This window comes from Nonomuraea sp. NPDC049637 (genome assembly GCF_040675235.1).
Taxonomy (GTDB): Bacteria; Actinomycetota; Actinomycetes; order Streptosporangiales; family Streptosporangiaceae; genus Nonomuraea.
Genome location: NZ_JBFAOM010000005.1, coordinates 169,008 through 192,791 on the forward strand (window position 1 = coordinate 169,008; position 23,784 = coordinate 192,791).

At 71.2% G+C, this 23,784-nt stretch carries 20 protein-coding genes; 10 read left to right on the forward strand and 10 right to left on the reverse strand.

The window, feature by feature from the left end:
* Positions 1 to 11 precede the first annotated feature (11 nt).
* From AB0J71_RS09460 to AB0J71_RS09480, 5 genes are read right to left on the reverse strand one after another with little or no spacing between them, the layout of a single operon-like run.
* A complete protein-coding gene (locus tag AB0J71_RS09460) occupies positions 12 to 1,385 on the reverse strand; it encodes a DUF58 domain-containing protein (RefSeq protein ID WP_352330658.1) in 1,374 nt (457 codons plus the stop codon).
* 55 nt (positions 1,386 to 1,440) lie between these two features.
* On the reverse strand, positions 1,441 to 2,397 hold the full coding sequence (locus AB0J71_RS09465) for a MoxR family ATPase (protein ID WP_364413562.1): 957 nt from the start codon (positions 2,395 to 2,397) through the stop codon (positions 1,441 to 1,443).
* Between the two features lie 13 nt (positions 2,398 to 2,410).
* The gene (locus AB0J71_RS09470; RefSeq protein WP_352326277.1) at positions 2,411 to 3,688 is read right to left on the reverse strand and encodes a DUF4350 domain-containing protein; all 1,278 of its coding nucleotides are present in this window, start codon (positions 3,686 to 3,688) and stop codon (positions 2,411 to 2,413) included.
* Entirely contained in the window at positions 3,685 to 4,311 is a 627-nt protein-coding gene (locus AB0J71_RS09475) for a DUF4129 domain-containing protein (protein WP_364413564.1), read from the reverse strand. The genes AB0J71_RS09470 and AB0J71_RS09475 overlap by 4 nt, the downstream gene beginning before the upstream one ends.
* A complete protein-coding gene (locus AB0J71_RS09480; protein ID WP_352326275.1) occupies positions 4,308 to 5,642 on the reverse strand; it encodes a glycerophosphoryl diester phosphodiesterase membrane domain-containing protein in 1,335 nt (444 codons plus the stop codon). The genes AB0J71_RS09475 and AB0J71_RS09480 overlap by 4 nt, the downstream gene beginning before the upstream one ends.
* A 268-nt stretch (positions 5,643 to 5,910) precedes the next feature.
* Between AB0J71_RS09480 and mtrA the strand changes: the two genes are divergently transcribed.
* The 6 genes from mtrA (at position 5,911) to AB0J71_RS09510 (ending at position 13,242) form a co-directional block, all read left to right on the forward strand.
* Positions 5,911 to 6,588 carry an MtrAB system response regulator MtrA gene (gene mtrA / locus AB0J71_RS09485; RefSeq protein WP_043620615.1) on the forward strand — a complete coding sequence of 226 codons (678 nt, stop codon included), beginning with the start codon at positions 5,911 to 5,913 and terminating at the stop codon, positions 6,586 to 6,588.
* A 17-nt stretch (positions 6,589 to 6,605) separates the two neighbouring features.
* Entirely contained in the window at positions 6,606 to 8,342 is a 1,737-nt protein-coding gene (gene mtrB, locus AB0J71_RS09490; protein ID WP_364413566.1) for an MtrAB system histidine kinase MtrB, read from the forward strand.
* Entirely contained in the window at positions 8,329 to 10,053 is a 1,725-nt protein-coding gene (locus AB0J71_RS09495) for an LpqB family beta-propeller domain-containing protein (RefSeq protein ID WP_352326273.1), read from the forward strand. The genes mtrB and AB0J71_RS09495 overlap by 14 nt, the downstream gene beginning before the upstream one ends.
* 205 nt (positions 10,054 to 10,258) lie before the next feature.
* Complete coding sequence (locus AB0J71_RS09500; RefSeq protein ID WP_364413568.1) at positions 10,259 to 10,987, forward strand: ComF family protein; 729 nt, start codon at positions 10,259 to 10,261, stop codon at positions 10,985 to 10,987.
* Positions 10,988 to 11,613: 626 nt separating this feature from the next.
* Positions 11,614 to 12,279 carry a ribosome-associated translation inhibitor RaiA gene (raiA, locus tag AB0J71_RS09505; RefSeq protein ID WP_352326270.1) on the forward strand — a complete coding sequence of 222 codons (666 nt, stop codon included), beginning with the start codon at positions 11,614 to 11,616 and terminating at the stop codon, positions 12,277 to 12,279.
* A gap of 264 nt (positions 12,280 to 12,543) precedes the next feature.
* On the forward strand, positions 12,544 to 13,242 hold the full coding sequence (locus tag AB0J71_RS09510) for a response regulator transcription factor (RefSeq protein WP_352326269.1): 699 nt from the start codon (positions 12,544 to 12,546) through the stop codon (positions 13,240 to 13,242).
* A 162-nt stretch (positions 13,243 to 13,404) separates the two neighbouring features.
* On the opposite strand, the gene AB0J71_RS09515 is transcribed toward AB0J71_RS09510, so the two are convergent.
* Both AB0J71_RS09515 and AB0J71_RS09520 read right to left on the reverse strand, forming a co-directional pair.
* Positions 13,405 to 14,598, reverse strand: coding sequence for a crosslink repair DNA glycosylase YcaQ family protein (locus tag AB0J71_RS09515; RefSeq protein ID WP_352326268.1), 1,194 nt, complete (start codon positions 14,596 to 14,598; stop codon positions 13,405 to 13,407).
* Positions 14,599 to 14,864: 266 nt separating this feature from the next.
* Positions 14,865 to 15,125: an HGxxPAAW family protein gene (locus AB0J71_RS09520; RefSeq protein WP_352326267.1), complete on the reverse strand. Its 261-nt coding sequence runs from the start codon at positions 15,123 to 15,125 to the stop codon at positions 14,865 to 14,867.
* Positions 15,126 to 15,349: 224 nt separating this feature from the next.
* Here AB0J71_RS09520 and secA point away from each other — a divergent pair, with 224 nt between their 5' ends.
* On the forward strand, positions 15,350 to 18,139 hold the full coding sequence (secA, locus tag AB0J71_RS09525) for a preprotein translocase subunit SecA (protein ID WP_352326266.1): 2,790 nt from the start codon (positions 15,350 to 15,352) through the stop codon (positions 18,137 to 18,139).
* 80 nt (positions 18,140 to 18,219) lie between these two features.
* Here the strand turns inward: secA and AB0J71_RS09530 are convergent, their stop codons facing one another.
* From AB0J71_RS09530 to AB0J71_RS09540, 3 genes are all read right to left on the reverse strand, one after another.
* Positions 18,220 to 19,494 (reverse strand): PTS transporter subunit EIIC, encoded by a 1,275-nt coding sequence (locus AB0J71_RS09530; protein ID WP_364413570.1) that lies wholly within the window; start codon positions 19,492 to 19,494, stop codon positions 18,220 to 18,222.
* 79 nt (positions 19,495 to 19,573) lie between these two features.
* Positions 19,574 to 20,890: a PTS transporter subunit EIIC gene (locus tag AB0J71_RS09535; protein WP_352321669.1), complete on the reverse strand. Its 1,317-nt coding sequence runs from the start codon at positions 20,888 to 20,890 to the stop codon at positions 19,574 to 19,576.
* 69 nt (positions 20,891 to 20,959) lie between these two features.
* The gene (locus AB0J71_RS09540; RefSeq protein ID WP_352321671.1) at positions 20,960 to 21,700 is read right to left on the reverse strand and encodes a GntR family transcriptional regulator; all 741 of its coding nucleotides are present in this window, start codon (positions 21,698 to 21,700) and stop codon (positions 20,960 to 20,962) included.
* A gap of 173 nt (positions 21,701 to 21,873) precedes the next feature.
* On the opposite strand from AB0J71_RS09540, the gene AB0J71_RS09545 reads away from it, so the two are divergent.
* From AB0J71_RS09545 to AB0J71_RS09555, 3 genes are read left to right on the forward strand one after another with little or no spacing between them, the layout of a single operon-like run.
* Positions 21,874 to 22,908 (forward strand): SIS domain-containing protein, encoded by a 1,035-nt coding sequence (locus tag AB0J71_RS09545; protein WP_352321673.1) that lies wholly within the window; start codon positions 21,874 to 21,876, stop codon positions 22,906 to 22,908.
* Positions 22,909 to 22,959: 51 nt separating this feature from the next.
* Entirely contained in the window at positions 22,960 to 23,196 is a 237-nt protein-coding gene (locus AB0J71_RS09550) for a PTS glucose/sucrose transporter subunit IIB (RefSeq protein ID WP_125632338.1), read from the forward strand.
* A gap of 10 nt (positions 23,197 to 23,206) precedes the next feature.
* On the forward strand, positions 23,207 to 23,653 hold the full coding sequence (locus tag AB0J71_RS09555; protein WP_352321675.1) for a PTS glucose transporter subunit IIA: 447 nt from the start codon (positions 23,207 to 23,209) through the stop codon (positions 23,651 to 23,653).
* The last annotated feature ends 131 nt before the right edge of the window (positions 23,654 to 23,784 follow it).

Genomic DNA, 23,784 nt, shown 5'->3' on the forward strand with positions numbered 1-23,784 from the left:
GCCCGCTCGGTCTAGAGCCGGCCCGCGGCCTTCAGCGCCAGGTAGGCGTCCGCCAGGGCGGGCGCGATGTCCTCGGGCGGCGCGTCCACGACCTCGACGCCGTGCCGGCGCAGCCGGGCCGTGATGCGCCGGCGCGCGAGCTGGGCCTGCTCGGCCGCCGCCGCGTCGTAGACCTCCTCGGTGCTGCCGCGCCTGGCCGCCATGGCCGCCACCCGCGGGTCGGACACGCCCGCGACCAGCACCAGGTGCCGCGAGGACAGCTGCGACAACACCGGCATCAGGCCCTCGTCGAGCGCCGCCGCGTTCAGGTCGGTGAGCAGCACGACCAGGCAGCGCCGCTTGGCCCGGGACAGGACGGCGGCCACCATGCCCTGCCCGTCGGCCTCGACCAGCTCGGCCTCGATCGGCGCCATCACGTTGACCAGCGACGACAGCAGCTCGGTACGGGACGCGCCGCTCACCCACGCGCGCACCGCCCGGTCGTAGGCCAGGAAGTCGACCTGGTCGCCCGCTCTGGCGGCGAGCGCGGCCAGCAGCAGCGCCGCGTCCATCGACCAGTCGAGCCGCGGCCAGCCGGGTGCGGGCCGCGGGTCGGGACGCACCAGCAGCCCCGGCCCCTGCGCGGCGGCCCCGGACAGCGGCACCGGCGCGTCGCCCACCCGGCCCGCCGACGTGCGGCCGGTGTCGAGCACGATCAGCACGCGCCGGTCGCGCTCCGGCCGCCAGGTGCGCACGACGACGTCGTTGCGGCGCGCCGTGGCCCGCCAGTCGATCGACCGCACGTCGTCGCCCACCACGTACTCGCGCAGCGAGTCGAACTCGGTGCCCTGCCCGCGCACCAGCGCCGGATGCCGGCCGTCGAGCTCGCGCAGCCGCGCCAGCCTGGACGGCAGGTGCTTGCGCGACAGGAACGGCGGCAGCACCCGTACCGACCAGGGCGAACGGTGGCTGCCCTGACGGGCGGCCAGCCCGAGCGGCCCGACCGAGCGCACGGTCACCGCCACCGACGAGCGGTCCCCGCGCCTGGTCGGGTTGAGCGTGACCACGATCCTGCGCCGCTCGCCGCCCGGCACGTCGAGCTCGGCGACCCGGGGGACCGCCCCGGCCGAGGGCGGCCAGGCGTCCCTGATCCGGCCGCGCACCCGGCGGCGGCCCGGGTTCTCCACGACCAGCTCGACCGTGGCCGTCTGCCCCAGCCGTACGAGCGTGTCGCCGGAACGGTGGAACCGCAGGGGCCGCACGGCGCCCGCGAACACCAGGTCCACGATGATCGCGGCGGCCAGCAGCAGGCAGACCCCGGCCAGCGCGGCGCCGGGCTGCGGCGCGAGCAGCACGACCACGATCCCGGCCGCGGCGAGCAGCCCGGCGCGTCCCGTCAGAGCCATCGGCGCCTCCCGGCCGAGCCCGCCGCGGACCTCTCGCGTGCGTCGGAGCGGGCCATCAGCGCGGGACCGGGACCGAGGCCAGGATGCCGTCGAGCAGGCCGTCGGCGGTCGCGCCCTCCAGCTCGGCCTCGGGCCGCAGCTGGACGCGGTGCCGCAGCGCCGGCCTGGCCAGCGCCTTCACGTCGTCGGGCGTCACGTAGGGGCGCCCGGACAGCCACGCCCACGCCCTGGAGGCCGCCAGCAGCGCCGTCGCGCCACGGGGCGAGACGCCGAGCTGCAGCGACGCCGAGTTCCTGGTCGCGCGGGCCACGTCGACGATGTAGCCGAGCACCTCGGGGGCCACGTGCACCTGCGAGACCGCCGCGCGGCCGGCCGCCAGGTCCTCGGCCGTGGCCACGGCCTTGACGTCGGACAGGTCGCGCGGGTCGAAGCCGCGCGCGTGCCGTTCGAGCACCGAGATCTCGTGCTCGCGCGGCGGCAGCGGCACGGTCAGCTTGAGCAGGAACCGGTCGAGCTGGGCCTCGGGGAGCTGGTAGGTGCCCTCGTACTCGACCGGGTTCTGGGTCGCGCAGACCACGAACGGGTCGGGCAGCGGACGGGCCGCGCCCTCCACGCTCACCTGCCGCTCCTCCATCGCCTCCAGCAGCGCTGCCTGCGTCTTGGGCGGGGTGCGGTTGATCTCGTCGGCGAGCAGCAGGTTCGTGAAGACCGGCCCCTCCCTGAACTCGAACTCGCTGCTCTTCGCGTCGTAGATCAGCGAGCCGGTCACGTCGCCCGGCATCAGGTCGGGCGTGAACTGCACGCGCTTGAAGTCGAGCGACAGGGCCGCTGAGAGAGTGCGCACCATCAACGTCTTGGCCACGCCCGGCACGCCTTCGAGCAGCACGTGCCCCCGGCACAGCAGGGCGATGACGAGCCCGGTGACCACGGCGTCCTGGCCGACCACGGCCTTGGACACCTCGGCCCGCAGCGCGCCGAGCGCCTCCCTGGCCGCCTCGCCCGAGGGGGCCACGCGGAAAGTCTCCTCAGAGTTCACTGACCTGCCTTTCGATGGAGTCCAAGTACCCGGCCAGCGCGACGAGCCCGGCGTCGTCGGCCGGCGCCGGGCCGTACAGTGCGGCGCCGACCACCTGCGGGTCGTCGGCGATCCGCGCCGCCAGGGCCGCGACCAGCTCGTGCGGCCCGGCGCCCTGGGCCAGGCCCAGGCGGGGCGTGAGCCGGTCGACCGTGCCGGCGCGCAGCGAATCGGCGGCCCGCTGCCTGGCCCTCCTGGCGCGGTAGAGCCTGCCGCGGCCCTCGACCGTCTCGGCGGCCCGCACGACGACGGGCAGCTTCTCGGTCACCACCGGCCCGAGACGGCGTCCCCGCCAGAACGCGACGAGCGCCACGGTCAGGCAGGTCATCAGGATCGCCCACGGCACGCTCGGGGGCATCAGCTCGTACATCGACTTGCCCTCGGAGCCGGGCAGGTCGAGCGGGGGCGGACTGTCCGGGCGGACCAGCCAGGTGACGGGCCTGCCGGTGCCGACGAGGTTGAGCGCGAGGGCCGCGTTGCCGTCCTCGGGCAGGCGCAGGTTGGTCATGAACTCGCCGTCGCCGACGACCGTGGTGGTGGCGCCGTCGGCGGTGCGGTAGCTGACCAGGGAGTAGCCCTCGCCCGCCGGGTAGCAGGAGGCGGCGCCGGGCGGGCCGGTCAGCACCAGGCCGCCGACGTACGCGCTGCCGGCCCGCGTGGCGGCGGGCAGAGCGCACCCGGGCTCGCGGGAGCGCACCCGCGACGGCTCGCGCTCGGTGCTCGTCCCGGGGGCCAGGACGGCGAGGCCGGGCAGGTCGCCGACGATCAGCCGGTCGCCGGGGATCTCGGCGAGCCGGTGCTCGTCGAGGTAGGTCAGGTCGGTGACCAGCAGCAGCCGGCCGCCGCCCGCGGCCTTGGCGGCGGCCGCCTCGACCGAGTCGACCCGGTCGACCTGGACGCCCCGCGCCCGCAGCAGCTCCGCCAGCGCCTTCGACCCGGCCAGCGAGGTGTCGGCGGGGTCGAGAAAACGCGACGGGCCACGCTGCGGGCCGAACAACACCGCGGCCGCCGCGACCAGGACGACGACCAGGCCGAGCAGGACGATCATGCGACTCGCCCGCCAGGTGGAGCGGGCGGTGGGGGAGGTGGCGGCGGAGGGCCCGGCGGCCCCCGGCGCGGAAGTGGTCACCGTGGCGGTGCCCGCGCCCGGCGCGGAGGTGGCCCCTGGCGCGGTGTCCGTGTTCGGCGCGCTGCCTGGCGCGGCCGGTTCGGAGTTCCAGATGCTCACGACGGGCCGCCTCCCACGGCGAGCGGGACGGGCCGCGCCTGGCGCAGCCGCTCGTCCAGGTCGCTCATCGCCTGGTACGCGGCCTGCGTGCCGGGCACGCCGCCGTAGCTGACGTCGTCGAACGAGCGCGCGGCGGCGGCCAGCTCGGCGGCGAAGCCGGGCAGCGCCCTGCCCGCCTCGGCGGCCAGCTCGTCGGCCGTGCGGCCCGGCATGCCGTCCACCAGGGCGCGTTCCTCCAGGTCGCGGGCGATGGCGCGGAGGCGTTCGCGGATGGCCTGCGTCCAGTCGCCCTCGGCGGCCAGGCGTTCGGCGGCGCTGCGGTGCTCGGCGGCGTTGAGCACGCGCTCGCCGTAGAGGCCGCCGGCGGCCATGGCGTTCCTGCGGGCGGTCCTGCGCAGCCGCCAGGCGACCAGCAGGATCACGCCCAGGATGATGACCGTGATCACGACCGCGGCGATGATCCCGCCCGCCGGGCCGCCGCCCGTCACGGCGTCGGTCAGGTCGCCGATGAACTGCATGAAACGCCGGTAGAGCTGGTCGAACAGGGATTCCTTCTCGTATCCGGGCTTGAGGAGCTCCTCGGCCGCCTTGCGCGCCGCCTCCTCCCGGCCGACCGGGCTCACGACCTGGCTGAGTTGGACGGGTGCCAGAGGTCGTCGGCCGAGGCGTGCACCCAACCCTGGCGCTGCTGCTCGATCGCCGCCGTCTGCAGCACGAGGTCGAACGCCTCGCCGCGCATGCGCCGGTCGGCGTAGAGCAGGCCGGAGACGCCGGCCTGGAAGGGATAGGCGAACATCGAGCTCAGCGTGGCGCCGGCGGCGATGAACACCGCCGCGACCACGGCCGACCCCGGCGAACCGCCGCCGAGCATGCCGATCAGCGTCCCGCCGAACGAGAACGGCACCGACAGCACCCCCGACACCAGGCCGACCAGCAGCGACGTCAGCAGCAGGATGCCGAGCACCCGCCAGAAGTCACCGGTCACCAGGTGCCACGAGCGCCGCATCGCGTCGATCGGCCCTCTGCCCTCCAGCACCACGGCGGGCGCGGCGAACGCGAAGCGCGTGGTGATGAACAGGTAGTAGGGGATGAACAGCAGGACGAACAGCACCAACACGCCGAGGGTCAGCCCGACCCCCTCGGAGGAGGAGGAGACGTTCATCGCCAGCGCCACCACGACCAGCGTGAGGACGATCAGGGGCACGACCATCATGACGGCCATCAGCCCGACGACCCCGAACAGCGCCGGAAGCCGGCCCTTGCTGAGGTGCCAGGCCTCGGCGGCGGTGATGTTGCCGCCGAAGACGGCCCGGCCGAGGATGCGCGTCAGCACGCCGGTCAGCACCGTGACCACGACGAACTGGATCGCGTACGAGACCAGCATGCCGCCGTACTGGGCGACGACGCCGTAGAAGCTGTCGAGACCGGCGGAGGAGGCGGCCTGCGGGTCGTCGAAGACGTCGCCCATCGAGGTGAGCATGACCGCCTGCCCCACGGCCAGCGGCACCGCGCCGAGCAGGGCGGCGACGGCGGACAGGCCGAGCACGGCCTTGGGGTTGGACCTGATCAGCTTGATCGTGCCGTCGAGGATGTCGCCGAGCCCCAGCGGCCGCAGCGGGATGATGCCGGGCCGCAGCGCGGGCGGCGGCATGTAGCCGTAGCCGTAGCCGGGCTGCTGGTAGCCGCCCTGCTGGTAGCCGCCCTGGGGGTGGCCCGGTTGCGGAGGACCGGACTGCGGGTGGCCCGGCTGGGGGTAGGGTGGCTGAGGCCCCGGCGGGCCGTAGGGCGGCGGCTGGGGGGCTTCGCCCTGCGGCTCGTACGGTTGGCCGTACGGCGTCTGCGTGGGCGATCCCGGCGCGGTCCACGGTGAAGCCTGCGGGGCGCTGTAGGGCGGGGGCTGTTCGGCAGACCAGCCTGGGGGCGTCTCGGGCGTGCGTCCGTGACCGTCTGACATATCCCAATCCTGGCACGCTGGGCGGGTGGCTGGTGTCACCGAGGTGATTCGCCGGCTCATCTTGCCCTCATTTATCGGCGAAACGGGGCAAGGAAGGCAGCCGGGGATGGCCGAAAGTCGCTCCGTTACCGCAGACTGGGTTTGTGGTTGCCGGGGGAACCTAAAATTCGCCTTTCGTAGGGCTCATGTCCCACACATGGGCCGACCAAGGGTAACCTTCAGCGATCGTGCGGGTATGTCCCACAATGCGTAGAACGAATGAGGGGCCATGAAAGGTCGCGTGCTGGTCGTCGACGACGACGCCGCTCTCGCCGAGATGCTCGGCATCGTGTTGCGCGGAGAAGGCTTCGAGCCGTCCTTCGTCTCCGACGGCGACAAGGCCCTCGACGCGTTCCGGGATACACGCCCGGACCTTGTCCTGCTCGACCTGATGCTGCCGGGCGCCGACGGCATCGACGTGGCGCGCCGGATCAGGGCGGAGTCGGGGGTGCCGATCGTGATGCTCACCGCCAAGAGCGACACGATCGACGTCGTGCTCGGGCTGGAGTCCGGCGCCGACGACTACATCGTCAAGCCGTTCAAGCCCAAGGAGCTCGTGGCGCGGGTGCGGGCGCGGCTGCGCCGCACCGACGAGCCGACGCCCGAGATCCTGCAGATCGGCGACATCACCATCGACGTGGCCGGCCACTCGGTCAAGCGCGGCGAGGAGACGATCAACCTCACGCCCCTGGAGTTCGACCTGCTCGTCGCCCTGGCCCGCAAGCCGCGCCAGGTCTTCACCCGCGAGGTCCTGCTGGAGCAGGTCTGGGGCTACCGGCACGCCGCCGACACCCGGCTGGTGAACGTGCACGTGCAGCGACTCCGCGCCAAGATCGAGAAGGACCCCGAGCACCCCGAGATCGTCGTGACGGTCCGCGGCGTGGGCTACAAAGCCGGCCCCGCCTAGCCTTCCCCTGCCCCGCCATGCCCCCGACCAGAAAAGCCCGCCGACGGACGATCCGCCAGATTCTCGGCGGCGTCCGCCGGAGGGTGCGCCGTGCGGCGGGCCGGGTGCGCAGCGTGTGGCGGCGCTCGCTCCAGCTCCAGGTGGTCACCAGCACACTGGTGATCTCCGTGACCGTCGTGGTCGTGCTCGGCACGTTCCTGTCCGACGAGATCAACCGGTCCGTGGTCGCGAGCAGCCAGCAGTCGTCGCTCAACGAGGCGTACGCCGACCGCCTGCAGATCGCCGACGCGCTGATCCCGCCCTCCGACGACGGCGCCAAGGCCCCCGACACCGACCAGAAGGTCAACCCGCTCGACGAGGTCATGGACACCGTCACCGGCTCGGGCGAGGACGGCTCCAAGAAGCGCTACGACGTTCTCATACTCAACGAGGCCAAGCCCGGCATGTCGCGGGCCTCGGGCCGGGTGGTGCAGGCCGACGTGCCCGCCTCGCTCCGGCAGCGCCTGCAGAAGTACATGAACCGGGCCGAGTACGGCAAGACCGAGGCCCAGATCGAGTCGATCAGGTTCGCCGGGCAGAGCCAGGCCACGCTGACGTTCGTGGTCGGCGGCGTCGTGCACGAGCCCACGACCGGCGAGGACTACCAGGTCTACCACTTCTTCCCGTTCAGCGAGGAAGAGGAGCTGCTGTCCAACGTCCGGCTGGCCATCGTCGTGGTGGGGCTCGGGCTCGTGCTGCTGCTGGCCGCCATCGCCTACCTGGTCGCCCGGCAGGTCGTCACGCCCGTGCGGCTGGCCCGCCAGGCCGCCGAGCGCCTGGCCGCCGGCAAACTGGACGAACGCCTCAAGGTGCGCGGCGAGGACGACCTGGCCCGCCTGGCGAACTCGTTCAACGAGATGGCCGCCAACCTGGCGCTCAAGATCCACCAGCTTGAGGAGCTGTCGCAGGTCCAGCGCCAGTTCGTCTCCGACGTCTCCCACGAGCTGCGCACGCCGCTGACCACCGTCCGCATGGCCGCCGACCTGCTGTACGACGCCCGCGAGGACTTCGACCCCATGGCCGCCCGCTCGGCCGAGCTGATGCAGGCCCAGCTCGAACGGTTCGAGTCGATGCTGGCCGACCTGCTGGAGATCAGCCGCTACGACGCCGGCGCCGCCACGCTCGACGTCGACTCGGTGGACATGCGTGACGTCGTCCACCGGGCCATCGCCGACTCCGAGGCGCTGGCCGAGCGCCACTCCACCCGCTTCGACATCCGCCTGCCGCACGAGCCGTGCATGGTCGAGGTCGACAACCGCCGCGTCGAGCGCATCCTGCGCAACCTGCTGTTCAACGCCATCGAGCACGGCGAGGGCCGGGAGATCGTGGTGACCGTGGGGGCCGACCGGGACGCCGTCGCCGTCGCCGTCCGCGACCACGGGATCGGGCTCAAGCCGGGCGAGGAGACGATGGTGTTCGACCGGTTCTGGCGGGCCGACCCGTCCAGGGCCAGGACCATCGGCGGCACCGGGCTCGGCCTGGCCATCTCCCGCGAGGACGCCACGCTGCACGGCGGCTGGCTGCAGGCGTGGGGGCAGCCGGGCGAGGGCTCGCAGTTCCGCCTCACGCTGCCCAGGCTGGCCGGCGCCGACCTGAAGGGCTCGCCGCTGTCGCTGGTGCCGCCCGAGATCGAGATGCGGCGCACCTGGCGCAGCCACATGACGCCGGTGCTGCTCCCGGCCTCGGGGGACGGAGGCGGCCATGAGGAGGACTAGACGGGTGGGCGCCGCGGTCGCCCTCGCCGCGGCCGTGGCCTGCGCGGGCTCGGGGTGCACCGTGATCCCGGTGAGCGGGCCGTACACGGTGAGCGACACCGGGGGCGGCGACCCGCTGAACAAGCCGTTCCAGCGCATGATCGCCGTCCCGCCGCGCGACGACTGGGACCCCGACCACCTCATCAGGGGGCTCCAGGCGGCCATGGCGGCCTACCCCGACGACCCCGCCGTGCTGGCCAGGTACCTGACACCCAAGGCCCAGGCCAAGTGGAAGCCGTCCGGGCCGGTGACGGTGATCGAGGACGCGTTCCAGGTGGAGTACCCGGGGGAGGGCGACGAGGCGGAGACGTACGGGCTCAAGGGCAAGCAGGTCGCCCGCATCGACCCCGACGACGCGTACGTGCCGCTGTCGGGGAACGCGCCCGAGCGGCTGTTCGTGCTGAAGAAGGACGCCCGGGGCGTCTACCGGGTCGACGACCTGCCGGACGGGCTGCTGCTCACCAAGTCCGACGTGGCGCGGGCGTACCGGCTGACCAACCTGTACTACCTCAACAGCGCCCGCGAGCGCCTGGTCGTCGACCGGGTGTGCCTGCGGCTCAAGCCGACCGAGACCTTCGCCCAGACCATCGTCAAGCGGCTGCTCAAGGGGCCGAGCAGCGCGCTGCGCGGCGCCGTGGGCACCGTCTTCCCCGAGGGCACGAAGGTCGAGTCGGTCGGCACCGGCGACGACCGCGTCCTGATCAACTTCTCGGGCCCGCTCCTGCCGCTCGACCTGGCCGAGAAGGCCGCCCTGGTGGCGCAGCTCAAGTACAGCCTGACCACCAACAAGGTCGCCAACAGCCGCACCATCGAGGTGCAGCTCGACGGCGAGCAGTACTGGACCGAGCCGCCCAACCTGGACGGCCACTGGCTGGACAACGGCGGCTTCACGCCGTACTACACCAGCAAGGGGTCCGTGCACGTCATGAGCGACGACGGGGCTGGCGTCGCCGTGTCCGGGCCGGCGGGGGAGGGGAACACCGACTTCAGGGCGTTCGCGCTGTCCACGCAGCAGACCGGCGCGATCGTCGCGGCGCGCACCTCCACCGGCATCTCGATCGCCGGGCTCACCCCCGAGGGCCGCTGGCAGCAGGTCATCGAGGGCGCCGACCTCACCGACCCCACCTGGCGCCGCGACGGCTCCCTGTGGACGTTCGACCAGCACAACAAGGTGGTCCTGCGGTACGACCCCAACGGCGGGCGCGGCCCCGAGCGCGTCTCCGCCCCCGGGCTCGACGGCCTCGACGTCACCGCGTTCCGGATCGCCAGGGACGGCGTGCGGGTGGCCCTGCGCACCGGCAAGAACACCGTGCAGCTCGGGGCGCTGAGCGAGGGGCTCAACGGGCCCATGCTCGGCAACCTCCAGACGCTGACCTCGACGGAGGTCGAGTACAAGATCGAGGACATCGCCTGGGAGGACGACGAGCACCTGCTCGTCCTCATCCAGAGCAAGGCCGGGCAGATCCTGAACGAGATCGACATCGGCGACGGCGAGACCATCGGGATCCCGCTGAAGGACCGGCTGGCGGGGGTGACGGCGCTGAACGGGCGGGTGCTCGCGGAGGCGAGCACCGAGAAGGGTCCCAAGATCATCGAGCTCAACCAGGACCGCCAGGGCTGGACCAGCAAGATCGAACCCAACGCCAAGAACCCGTTCTTCCCCCTGGGCTGACCCGGTCGGGGGCACCGCCTCCGCCTGGAGGAGTGTCCTGGGAACGGTCCTCCACCCGGACTGAGGGGATGTCCCCGTTTTTCTTCTGGGCTGGGGGCGTTCCCGGGGCGGTCCCCCGCTCCGACAGAGGGGCGCGTAGCCCGCGCCGTCTCCCTCCTGATCTGAACCGGTGGAACTGTCGGTGGTGGCGGGCATGCTGGGGGGCGTGTTGGCGGGTGTGCTTGATGTGTTCCTGCCGCAGTCCTGCGTGGGCTGCGGGCGTGCCGGGGCGCGGTGTTGCGCCGGGTGCGCGGCCGGGATGGCGGTCGCGCCCGCCAGGCGCGGGCCCGAGCCGGGCCCGCCCGGCCTGCCGGAGTGCTGGTCGGCCACGTCGTACGAGGGCGCGGCCCGCGCGGCGATCCTGGCGTACAAGGAGCGGGGGGCGGTGGGGCTGGCCGGCGTGCTGGCGCAGGTGCTGGCGTTCACCGTGCTCACGGCGCTGGGCGCAGGGGCCGGAGCTGAGGCCCGAGCTGAGGCCGGGACGGCGGCCGGGGCCGGGGCGGGGTGGGCGCGGGGGCCGTTCGCCGTCGTGCCGGTGCCGAGCGCGAGGAGGGCGCTGCGGGTCCGCGGGCACGATCCCATGGGCCGGGTGGCGGTGCTCGTCGCCCGTCATCTGGTCGCGTCCGGCGTGCGGGCCGAGCCGTGGCCGGCGCTGCGGCAGGCTCGCCGGGTGGCCGACCAGGCGGGCCTGAGCTCCACGCAGCGCGCCGCGAACCTCGCCGGGTCCCTCTGTGTGGCCCGGCGCGCGAAAGGCCCTCCAGCGCCGTCTGCGCTGCTGCTGGACGACGTCGTGACCACCGGCGCCTCGCTCACCGAAGCCGCGCGAGCACTGCGCGCCGCCGGCCTGCGGGTGCCGATGGCGGCCACCGTCGCCGCGACACGCCGAAGATCTTGAAACGCTCGGCATCACTGTCGGTAAAGAAAGATCCAATTCTTGGGGACGTCTTGAAGGGGGGCTGTCTCTTCCTGGGAACAAGAGGCAGCACAGGTCGGGAGACCGGAACACGCGTGGCCGCAGGGGTTGGCGTGCGGTGGCGCCGGGGTCATTCGGGCGTCCGGAACTCCGGGAAAATCACGGAAAGTGATCCTTCGGCCGAGCCTCCGGCTGACATTCGCCCAGGATGCGGATAGCGTTCTGACATGGCACCCGTCCGGGTCCGTGGTTGCGCAGAGCCGGTGTCCCCGGCTCTGCTAGCCGAGGCCAGCCGCAGGCAAAACGGTCCACGTAAGGCGACTCTTTGTCGACCGATCACGGTGCGGCTTAGGGGTAAGTCCTGCCTTCCCGAGGGTCCAGATGTCCCTCGTCAGAAGAGAAGGGCAGTAGTGGCAACAGAGCTGCGAAATCCTCAGCAGGCGAATGTGGGGTCGAAGACCAGGTCGGCCGGACGGGTGCCACCCGAGATCCCGGTGACGTCGTGGCGGAAGAGGGTAGCGGTGACAGAGAGGCGGACAGGAAACCCCGTCCGGTACGCACATCGTCGGGCGCTCTTGCTCAGTCGTTAGACGAAGGGGGGCTGTTGCATGGACATCATCGTCAAGGGTCGGCACACAGGAGTGAGTGACCGGTTCCGAGACCAGGTGACGACCAAGCTGGCCAGGATCGAACGTCTGGACAACAAACTCATCCGAGTCGATGTGGAGGTGTCCAAAGAACGCAACCCTCGCCTCGCCGACCAGCGCGAGCGCGTCGAACTCACCATCCATTCGAAAGGCCCGGCCATCCGCGCCGAAGCCTCGGCCGACGACCGGTTCGTAGCCCTCGACATAGCCCTCGACAAGCTGGAAGGCCGCCTGCGCAGGCTGGCCGACCGGCGCAAGGTCCATCACGGCAACCACTGCCCGCCCTCGGTGGCGGAGCTCACCGCGACGCTCCCTGACGTCGCCGGCCCGCCGTCCCGGGGAGCCAAGCCCGTCCCCGAGCCGGCCGAGTCCTACGAGGACCTGCCGGTGCAGGAGGACAAGATCGACGACGACATCGTCCCGATCGAGATGGACGGCGACGGCCCGCTCGTCGTGCGGGAGAAGTTCCACAAGGCGGAACCCATGACCATCGACCAGGCCATGCTCGAGATGGAACTGGTCGGGCACGACTTCTACCTGTTCCGTGACAAGGAGAGCGGCCTGCCGAGCGTGGTCTACAACCGGCGCGGGTACAACTACGGCGTGTTGCGGCTCATAGAGCCCTGATCGCACACCGGAAGATCTTCTCGACCACCCGAGGACCGTGCCATACGTGCCATCATGGCGGTCCGACGGCTCTGGCCCCCCGACGAGGAGGAGACGTGAGCGAGCTCAGTCAGGTTCAGATGAGCGAGCGAAGCGAGGGTACTGACGGGACAACCGCCACGCGGACCGCCGCTACGGCCCCGACCGGGCGTGACAGCGGAGCGGCCGTCCGATGAGCAGGTTCCCCGTGAGCAAGGCAGGCGCGAGCCGGACCGAGGAGGGCTCGTGACCGAGTCCGGCGAGGTCCGCACGGCAGACAGCGAGCCGATCCGCGTGCTGATCGTTGACGATCACGAGCTGATCCGGCGAAGCCTGGCGTTGACGCTGGCCGCGGAGCCCGACATCGAGGTGGTCGGTGAGGCGAGCGACGGGCAGGAGGCGGTCGAACTGGCCGACCGCCTCATGCCCGACGTCGCGCTGATGGACGTGCGCATGCCCCGGCAGGACGGGATCGAGGCGACCAAGAGCATCAGGGCCTCCGTCCCGAGCACCCGCATCATCATGCTGACGGTGAGCGACGAGGAGGAGGACCTCTTCGAGGCCATCAAGGCCGGCGCCACCGGCTACCTGCTGAAGGACGTGCAGATCAACGACGTGCCCGCCGCGGTGCGGGGCGTGCACGAGGGCCAGTCCTTAATCAACCCGGCGATGGCCGCCAAGCTCATCAGCGAGTTCGCGAACATGAGCCGCAAGGAGGCCGAACGCCCGCCGCAGCTGCCCGTGCCCCGGCTGACCGACCGCGAGATGGAGGTCCTGCGCCTGGTCGCCAAGGGCATGAACAACCGCGAGATCGCCAAGCAGCTGTTCATCTCCGAGAACACCGTGAAGAACCACGTCCGCAACATCCTCGACAAGCTCCAGCTGCACTCGCGGATGGAAGCGGTGGTCTACGCGGTGCGCGAACGCATGCTGGAGATCACATGACCCTGGCGCGGGCCCGTGCGAAGGCCGCCGGCCGCGCCCCCGAACCCGTTCCCCGGGGACGGTGACCCGGCGCGATCGCCGTCGCTCGTCCCCGGTTCCCTTCTCCGGCCGTGGCGGGCGCGGCGGGCGCGGCCGTGACGCCGGCCCGCCGCCCGGCCCGAGCTACGGCCGGGGCCCGGTCAGGAGCTGGGCGAGCTCCGGAGGGTCGGTGCGTTCGACGCGGACGGCGTCGCAGCCCACCCAGTCGGCGGCCGACCACAGGGCGTCGCGCAGGGCGTCGGCCCACTTGGCCGGGGACAGGCCGGGCTCCAGGTGCACCTGACGGGCGACCAGCGTGGTGCCCTCGCGAGCCGGGTCGACCCGGCCGATCAGGCGGCCCCCGGCCAGCACCGGCATCGTGAAGTAGCCGTGGACGCGCTTCTCCTTGGGCACGTAGAGCTCAAGCTGGTACTTGAAGCCGAAGACGCGCTCGGTGCGGCCGCGGTGCCAGATCAGGGAGTCGAACGGCGACAGCAGCGTCGTGCGGTGGCGGCCGCGCGGCTCGGACTCCAGCGCCTGCGGATCGGCCCACGCGTTGGCCTGGCCCTTCTTGGCCGGCCAGCCCGCCACCTTGACCGGCACCAGCCCGGCGGCGCCGCTGAGCAGCGCCTGGTCGAGCATCGCCGCGTACTTGCCCTTGAGCCGCAGGAAGTCGAGCAGGTCGGTGCGGTTGGCCACCCCGAGAGACCGGCCCGCGATGGCGGCCAGCAGGACGACGCACTCCTCGTCGGGCAGGTCGTCGGCCAGCAGGTCGGCGGGCACGACGCGCTCGGTCAGGTCGTAGACGCGACGCCATCCGACGCGGCGCACGCAGGTGATCTCACCGATGTCGAGCAGCCACTCCAGCCCGATCTTGGAGTCGGACCAGTCCCACCACGGGCCGCCGTTCTTGGCGCCGCCGACGTCGGACGTGGTGAGCGGGCCGGAGTCGCGCACCTGCTGCAACAGCTTGTCGACGCTGTCGGGCACCTCGTGCCAGCGGTAGCGCCGGTCGCGGTAGGCGCGGCGCCGGAAGGCGTAGAGCGGCCAGTGCTCGATGGGCAGGATGCAGGCGGCGTGACACCAGTACTCGAAGCTCTGGGCGGGATCGTGCCAGTAGGCGCGCTCGACCGCGGGCCTGCCCACCGCGCCCAGGCGCGCGTAGGCGACCAGCTCGTGGGAGCGGGCCAGCACGGAGATCGTGTCGAGCTGCACGGCGCCGAGCCGGCGCAGCATGCCGCGCACCCCGCCCTTGCGCGCGTCGGCGCCGACGAGCCCCTGGGCGCGCAGGATGACCCGGCGCGCCTCGTCGGCGGTCAGGTCGGTCACGTTCGTCATGCGGCGAACCCCGGGTGGCTTTGGGGGACGGTAGGGCTATCCATGGGAGGAATTTAGCGGCGCCCACCGACAGAATCGGCCCGCCCCCGGTCCGCCCCCGGTCCGCCCCGGACCGCCCCGGACCGGGAGGGCCGGCCGGGCGAGGGGCGACACGCCGATGTACCGGGGTTGGGGAAGTGGATGCCGAGAACAAAGAGTCCGGGAGGGGGCCGGGCATGGGAACGGCGGGCGCCCGGTCCGTCGGGGCCCGCCGTGTGCCGGGTGGGTCAGCGGTGGTCTTCGGCGCGCATGCCGACGCGCGGCGCGTCGATCACCACGTCCGTGAAGATGTCGAAGACGAGGGCGAGGATGCCGCCGACGACGAACATGCCGGCGCCGACCCAGACCAGCGTCCAGTTGTCGGCAGTCAGCCCGAAGCCGGCCACGATGGTGCCCACCACCATGACAGTCACGGCCAGCCACGAGGAGGCGCGCCCGCCGTGGCTGCCGAGATTCTCCGTGTGCTCGGACTTCTTCCCCTCAACCATGACTAATCCTTCCTTTGCCGGATATCCCGCTATTGGTGCGAACCGGCGCTCAACCGGCATACCCTCTGCCTTGGCCCCATTCTCCCAGACGTGTCCGGCGCCCTCGTCGTCACGGTGGCTGTGTCTGGTTGCGGAACCGCCTACGATGGCAACCGGGGAAGTTTGTCTCGGCCTCTCCTCCTGGCGGCGCCGCCGGGGTAGACCTGCGAGGAGCTTTACATAAAGTGGCAGCCATTCTCGACAAGATCCTACGTGCCGGCGAAGGCAAGACTCTGCGCAAGCTCAAGCGGATCGCCGATCAGGTCAACTCCATCGAGGACGACTTCACGAGCCTGTCCGACGCGGAGTTGCGCGCGCTGACCGACGAGTTCAAGCAGCGCTACGCCGACGGCGAGAGCCTCGACGATCTGCTTCCCGAGGCGTTCGCGACCGTGCGCGAGGCGGCCCGCCGCGTGCTCGGCCAGCGGCACTTCGACGTGCAGATCATGGGCGGGGCCAACCTGCACATGGGCAACATCTCCGAAATGAAGACGGGTGAGGGCAAGACCCTGACCTGTACGCTGCCGGCTTATCTCAACGCGCTGGCGGGCAACGGCGTCCACGTCATCACCGTCAACGACTACCTGGTCAAGGTCGGCGCCGAGAACATGGGCCGCGTCTACCGGTTCCTGGGCATGGAAGTCGGCATGATCCTCTCCGGCCAGGCGCCGGACGAGCGGCGCAAGCAGTACCAAGCGGACATCACGTACGGCACCAACAACGAGTTCGGCTTCGACTACCTCCGCGACAACATGGCGTGGTCGCTGGAGGAGTGCGTCCAGCGCGGCCACCACTACGCCATCGTCGACGAGGTCGACTCGATCCTCATCGACGAGGCCCGCACGCCGCTGATCATCTCCGGCCCCGGCGAGCAGTCGGGCAAGTGGTACAGCGAGTTCGCCAAGATCGTTCCCCGGCTGCGCAAGGGCGTCGAGGCGAAGAACCCGGGCGAGGAGAGCACCGGCGACTACATCGTCGACGAGAAGAAGCGCACGGTCGGCGTCCTGGAGGCCGGCGTCGAGAAGGTCGAGGACTGGCTCGGCATCGACAACCTCTACAAGCCCGAGCACACCCACCTGGTCGGCTTCCTGAACAACGCGCTCAAGGCGAAAGAGCTGTTCAAGAAGGACAAGGACTACATCGTCGCCGACGGCGAGGTGCTCATCGTCGACGAGTTCACCGGCCGCGTGCTGCACGGCCGGCGCTACAACGAGGGTATGCACCAGGCCATCGAGGCCAAAGAGGGCGTGAAGATCAAGGACGAGAACCAGACTCTCGCCACGGTCACCCTCCAGAACTACTTCCGCCTCTACACCAAGCTGTCCGGCATGACCGGTACGGCGGTCACCGAGGCCAACGAGTTCCACCAGACGTACAAGCTGGGCGTCGTCCCGATCCCGACCAACCGGCCGATGGTCCGCAAGGACCAGCCCGACGTGGTCTACAAGACCGAGGACGCCAAGTTCAACGCGGTGGTCGAGGACATCAAGGAGCGTCACGAGGCCGGGCAGCCGGTCCTCGTCGGCACCACCTCGGTGGAGAAGTCCGAGCGGCTGTCCAAGGCGCTCAAGCGCCGGGGCGTGGCGCACGAGGTGCTCAACGCCAAGAACCACGCGCGTGAGGCGGCGATCGTCGCCGAGGCGGGCCGCAAGGGCGCCGTCACCGTCGCCACGAACATGGCCGGTCGAGGCACCGACATCATGCTCGGCGGCAACTCCGAGTTCCGCGCCGACCTCGAGCTGCGCCAGCGCGGCCTCGACCCGGTCGAGACGCCGGAGGAGTACGAGAAGGCCTACCCCGAGGCGCTGGAGAAGGCCAGGGCGGCCGTCAAGGCCGAGCACGACGAGGTCACCAAGCTCGGCGGCCTCTACGTGCTGGGCACCGAGCGCCACGAGTCGCGCCGCATCGACAACCAGCTCCGCGGCCGTTCCGGCCGTCAGGGCGACCCCGGCGAGTCGCGTTTCTACCTCTCGCTCGGCGACGACCTCATGCGCCTGTTCAACGCGGCCAGGGTCGAGATGATCATGAACCGGCTGAGCATCCCCGACGACCAGCCGATCGAGTCGGGCATCGTCTCCAAGGCCATCGCCTCCGCCCAGCACCAGGTCGAGCAGCAGAACTTCGAGATCCGCAAGGAAGTTCTGAAGTACGACGAGGTCATGAACCGGCAGCGCAAGGTGATCTACTCCGAGCGCCGCCGCGTGCTGGAGGGCGCCGACCTGCACGAGCAGGTGCGCGGCTTCATCGGCGACGTGATCGACGGCTACGTCGCGGGCGCCACCTCCGAGGGCTTCGCCGAGGAGTGGGACCTCGACCGGCTGTGGAAGGCGTTCGGCGACCTCTACCCCGTCACGGTCACGATCGACAACCTCGTCGAGGAGGCCGGCGGCCGCGAGGAGCTGACCGCCGAGTTCATCTCCGAGAAGATCAAGGCCGACGCCCTGGAGGCGTACGCCAGGCGCGAGGAGCAGCTCGGGGCGGAGGCCACGCGCAACTTCGAGCGCCAGGTCATCCTGTCGGTGCTCGACCGCAAGTGGCGCGAGCACCTCTACGAGATGGACTACCTGCGCGAGGGCATCGGCATGCGGGCCTACGCGCAGAAGGACCCGCAGATCGAGTACCAGCGCGAGGGCTTCGAGATGTTCTCCGCGATGCTGGAGGGCATCAAGGAGGACTCCGTCGGCTTCCTGTTCAACCTCGAGGTCGAGGTGCAGGAGAACCCGATCGTCGAGGAGGAGGACGCCGCGGTCACCGAGACGCGGTCGATCATCTCCACCGCCCTGCGCGCGCCGCAGCGCCCGGCCGAGCTCGAATACTCCGCCCCCGGCGAGCAGGGCGACGTCGAGCACACGCGGGTGCGCACCACGTCGGCCGAGCGGGCCGCGTACGGGAACGTCGAGCGCAACGCGCCCTGCCCCTGCGGGTCGGGCAAGAAGTACAAGCGCTGCCACGGCGACCCGAAGAACGCCGTCTGACACGCTGAGGCGAGCCTGAGCGGGCCCCCGTCCCCCTGCGCGAGCAGGGGGACGGGGGCTTCGTCGTTCGCGGGGGGCGGCTAGGGAGCCGGCGTCGCGGGGGGTTCGTGGCCGGGGGTGGGGATGTTCAGACGGCGGATCAGGAACGCGAAGATCAGATAATAGAGAACGAAATACAGCAGCCCGAAGCCGATGATCAGGCCGAGCCGATGGGTGTTCGATTTGCTGGCGTTCAGCAGCATGTCTATGGCCCCGCCGGAGAAGGTGAAGCCGAGCCGCGCGCCCAATTCCGCCATGAGGGCCATCGACAGCCCGGTCAGCAGGGCGTGCACCACGAAAAGCACCGGCGCGACGAAAATGAAGGCGAATTCCAGCGGCTCGGTTATGCCGGTGATGAATGCCGTCAGCCCCGCCGACAACATGATGCCGCCCACGGACTTGCGGCGTTCCGGCGGGGCCGCCCGCCACATGGCGATGGCGGCCCCGAGCAGCCCGAACATCATGACGGGGAAGAAGCCGGTCATGAAGATGCCGGCGCCCTGCTCGCCGGCGAAGTAGCAGTTCAGGTCGCCGGCGGCGTCCCGGGTGGCGCCGTGCACGCCGGCGTGGCACTCGGGCAGGGTGAACCAGACGATGGTGTTGAGGAAGTGGTGCAGGCCGACGGGGATCAGCAGCCGGTTGGCCACGCCGTAGATGCCGGTGCCCGTGGTGCCGTGGGCCGAGAGCCAGTCGCCGACGCCGGACAGCCAGTCGCCCACCGGCCGCCAGGCCAGCCCGAACACGACGCCGAGCAGCAGGGCGGCGACGGCGGTGATGATCGGGACCGAGCGGCGGCCGCCGAAGAAGGCCAGCCACGGGGGCGGTTTCAGCCGGTAGAAGCGCTGCCAGAGCAGCGCCGCGGTGATGCCGATGACGATGCCGCCGAGCACGCCGGTGGGGTTCTGGGCCCCCAGATTGAGCATCGGCCCCTGCGGGGTGGTGACGACGACCTTGTCGTAGACCGCGCCGTGGCCCGCGTCGTAGAAGAGCGTGCGGCTGACGCGGTCGAACACCAGGTAGCCGACCAGGGCGGCGAGCGCGGTGGAGCCGTCCGACTTGCGCGCGAAGCCGATCGCGACGCCGATCGCGAACAGGACGGGCAGGTTGTCGAACAGGGCGCCGCCGGCCGCGGCCAGGACGTTGGCGACGGGCAGCATCCACGGCAGGAGGCCGCCGAGGCCGTCCTTGCCGAGCAGGTCGTCCTGGCCGAAGCGGAAGAGCAGGCCGGCGGCGGGCAGCACGGCGATGGGCATCATGAGCGAGCGGCCGATGCGCTGCAACACCGCGAACGTGGCCGACCAGGGCGACGCGCCCATGGTCCTCACCCCCGCTCGGTGGTCCGTCAGCGGGGGAATGCCAGGTTCCTACCACGGCGGGCGTGGCGGAAAACGGGCGCTAGGTCTCGCCGGAGTCGAGGTCGGGCTCGGGTTCCCGGCCCGGCGTCATGATGTCGAACCTGCGGATGAGGAAGGTGAACACGACGTAGTACACGACGCCGTAGATCAGGCCGAGCAGCAGGATGCCGGGCACGTTCTGGGTGTTGGACTTGCTGACGTTCAGCAGCATGTCCAGCAGGCCCGCGGAGAAGCCGAAGCCGAGCTGCCCGCCGATGAGCGTGGTGAGCGCCATCGCCAGGCCGGTCAGGACGGCGTGCGCGACCAGCAGCGCGGGCGCGACGAAGATGAACGCGAACTCGATCGGCTCGGTGATGCCGGTGACGAACGAGGCCAGCCCGGCCGAGAGCATGATGCCGCCCACCGTGGCCCGGCGGTGCGGGGGCGCGGCCCGCCACATGGCCAGGGCGGCGGCCGGCAGGGCGAACATCATGACGGGGAAGAAGCCGGCCATGAACTGGCCGGAGTGCGGGGCGCCGCCGAAGTAGCAGTTCCAGTCGCCGCCCAGCACGTGACCGCCCACCTCGCACTGCGGCACGACGTACCAGACGACCGAGTTCACGAAGTGGTGCAGGCCGAGCGGGATGAGCAGGCGGTTGATCAGGCCGTAGATGCCGGTGCCGATCGGGCCGATGGCGGCCAGGGCCTCGCCGGCGTGCCGGATCCACTCGCCGAGGACCGGCCAGAGCCAGCCGAACAGCACGCCGAGGAGCAGCGCGACGATGGAGGTGATGATCGGCACGAACCGGCGTCCGCCGAAGAAGGCCAGCCACGGCGGCAGCTTGATGCGGTGGAAGCGCTGCCACAGCAGCGCGGTGACCAGGCCCATCACGATGCCGCCGAGCACCTTGGTGGGGTTCTGCATGCCGTAGTTGATGACCTCTTTGATGCCCTGGTCCTGGACCTGGCGGATGGCCACGGTGTCGCGGATGTCGGAGCCGAAGAACATCACCTTGGTCACCCGGTCGAACACCAGGTAGCCGACGACGGCCGCCAGCGCCGTGGTGCCGTCGGCCTTGCGGGCGAAGCCGATGGCCACGCCCACCGCGAACAGCAGCGGCAGGTTCTGGAACAGCGCGTCCCCGGCCGCGGCCAGCACCTCGGCGACCTGGCTCATCCACGCGAACCCGGGCACGTCGGCCAGGCCGCCGGGGGCGGGGCCGTTGGAGCCCAGCATGTCGGGCTGTCCGAACCGGAAGAGCAGCGCGGCCGCGGGCAGGGCCGCGATGGGCAGCATGAGCGAGCGGCCCAGCCGCTGGAGCACGTTCATCACGCGTGCGAACGGCGAAGGCCGGGCGGCGGCGGTGGTCTCGTTCACCGGGCGTTCCTCCGGGGGGTGGGAGTCAGGTGTCCGCCGGGCAGGCCGTCCGGGCCCGGCGGAGTGGCCCTAGCCCCGTCTAACGGGCATTTCGAGGATGGTCCGCAGCTGGTAGCGGTCAGCGCGGTAGGTGGACACGCCGAGCTCCGCGCAGACGCCGCCGGAGAAGGACCTGCGCTGGAGCAGCAGCACGGCGCCGCCGCGCGGCAGCTTCAGCAGGTCGGCGTCGCTCGGGTCGGCGATGCCGCCGTCGATGGTGAGCTCGCCGGCGTCCATGACCAGCCCGTAGCGGCTCTCCAGCAGCTCGTACAGTGATTTGTCCGACAGGTCGTCGTCGGCCAGGTCGGGGGCGAGCTTGACCGGGATGTGTGCCCGTTCGATGGACAGCGGCTCGCCGTCGGCCGTACGCAGGCGTTCGATGAAGTGCACTTCCTCACCCGGCTGGATCCCCAGCTCCTTGGCCAGGTGAGCGCTGGCCCGCACGATGCGGCGGTCGAGGTCGCGCGAGCCCGGGATCATCCCGCGCGCCCTCATGTCGTCGGTGAACGACGTGAGCTGCAACGCCAGCTCGATCTTGGGCCTGGCCACGAACGTGCCCTTGCCCGGCACGCGGTGCAGGCGGCCCTCGGAGACCAGGTGGTCGACGGCCTGCCGTACGGTCATCCTGGACAGGCCGAACCGCTGGCAGAGCTCGCGCTCGGACGGGATGGCCGCGCCGATGCTGAGCTCGTCGCTGTCAATGAGGTCCAGCAGGATCTCGCGAAGCTGGAAGTACTTGGGCACCGGGCTATCCGGATCGATGTGCGCCACGGATCCTCCCCTCGATCGGCAGAAATCTGGATCTGGTGGTGCGGCAGTCTATGGGCAGATTTCGTGTTTGGTGGCCATGGGCTATGGTTCGTACTGGTCTAGTCCGGACTAGACCACATGTCGCGAAAGACGGTCAAGTCCGACACCGTATTGAATCGAGGGATGAGCTCAGGATGACCACCAAGATGCGCAGTGAGATCGCCGAGCAGCCGGAGGCGCTGCGGGCCACGCTCGACGCCCTGCTCCCCAGGGTGGGCGAGGTGAAGGCGGTGGGCGAGCAGACTCGCCAGCTGCTGTTCATCGCGCGTGGAACCTCCGACAACGCCGCAGTCTACGGCCGCTACCTGGTCGAGTCCCACGCGGGCCGGATGGGCGCGCTGGCGGCGCCGTCCATCGCGACGACCTACCGGCGCAAGCTCGACCTCGACGGCGTGCTGGCCGTCGCGATCTCCCAGTCGGGCCGTACGGAGGAGATCGTCGAGACCCTGGCCTGGGCCAAGGACTGCGGCGCGAAGACGGTCGGCATCACCAACGGCGGCGAGGACAGCCCGCTCGCCCAGGCGGCCGACGTCGCGCTGTGCACGCTGGCCGGCGAGGAGAAGGCCGTCCCGGCGACCAAGACCTACACCACGCAGCTCGCCGCGCTGGCCGTGCTCGCGCTGGGCCTGGGCGCCGACGTGGACGCCGAGGACCTGCGGCGGGTGCCCGACGCGGTCGAGAAGCTGATCGCCGAGCCGGGCGACCTGGACGCGGTCGTCGAGGGGCTGCTGGACAAGCCGGGCGTGGTCGTGTCCGGACGCGGGCTGGCCTTCTCCACGGCCCTGGAGACCGCGCTCAAGCTCAAGGAGGCCTGCTACCTGCACGCCATGGGCCTGTCCTACGCCGACCTGCTGCACGGCCCGATCGCCGTGGTCGACGCCGACACCCCGGCGCTGCTGGTGGCCGCCGAGAACAGCCCCACGCTGTCCGGCACGGTGGCCCTGGCCGAGCGGGTCGTGGCGGCGGGCGCGGCGGCGTACACGATCGGCGGCGGCGACGCGCTCGCGCAGGCCGGCACGGCCGCGCTGAACGGCCCCGACCTGCCCGAATGGGTGGCGCCGATGGGCCTGATCATCCCCGGTCAGCTCCTCACCGAAGCGCTGGCCCGGCGCCTCGGCATCGACCCCGACTCGCCGCGCGGGCTCAACAAGGTCACGCAGACGGACTGAGCGGGGCGCCTCGTTTAGCCTGGTCACGGAGTTGGAACGAGGGAGGACCGGATGGCGGCGGATGTGAATGCGATCATCGCCGGTCTCGGCGGTGCCGACAACATCATCGAGATCGAGCCCTGCATCACCCGGTTGCGCACCGAGGTGCACGACGCGTCCAAGGTCGACCAGGCCGCCCTGCGGGCGGCGGGGGCGCACGGCGTGATGGCCGCGGGGAACGTGGTCCAGGTCGTCGTGGGGCCCGAGGCGGACACGATCGCCAGCGACATCGAGGACATCATCGGCTAAGGGCGAGACCATGACGACTGTTCTCGCCCCGGTCGAGGGGGCGGCTGTGGGGTTGGCCGCCGTGCCCGATCCGGTCTTCTCCGCGGGCATGGTGGGACCGGGAACGGCGATCGACCCGCTGCGGGGGCCCGGCAAGGCCGTAGCCCCCATAGCGGGAAAAATTATGAAACTGCATCCGCATGCCTACGTCATCGTGGGGGACGACGGCAGGGGCGTGCTGGTGCACCTGGGCATCGACACGGTCCAGCTCAAGGGGAAGGGGTTCCAGCTGCTGGCGGCCGAGGGCGACAGGGTCAGCGCGGGGCAGCCCGTGGTGGCGTGGGACCCGTCCGTCGTCGAGGCCGGCGGACGGTCCCCGGTCTGCCCCGTCGTGGCGCTGGACGCCCTTCCGGAGTCGGTGGCCGGCATCGTCCAGGGGGCGGTGCACGTGGGGGACGAGCTGTTCACATGGACGTAGAGACCGTCGGCGCGGTCCCCGAGACCGGCGTACGGCGCCTCGTCGGCACGGTCGTACCGGCAGAAGACGTCACAATGGGCGTGCCCCCAGCCACGCCGGCGCCCGGCCCGACCGCGAGCGGCCGGCCGCCA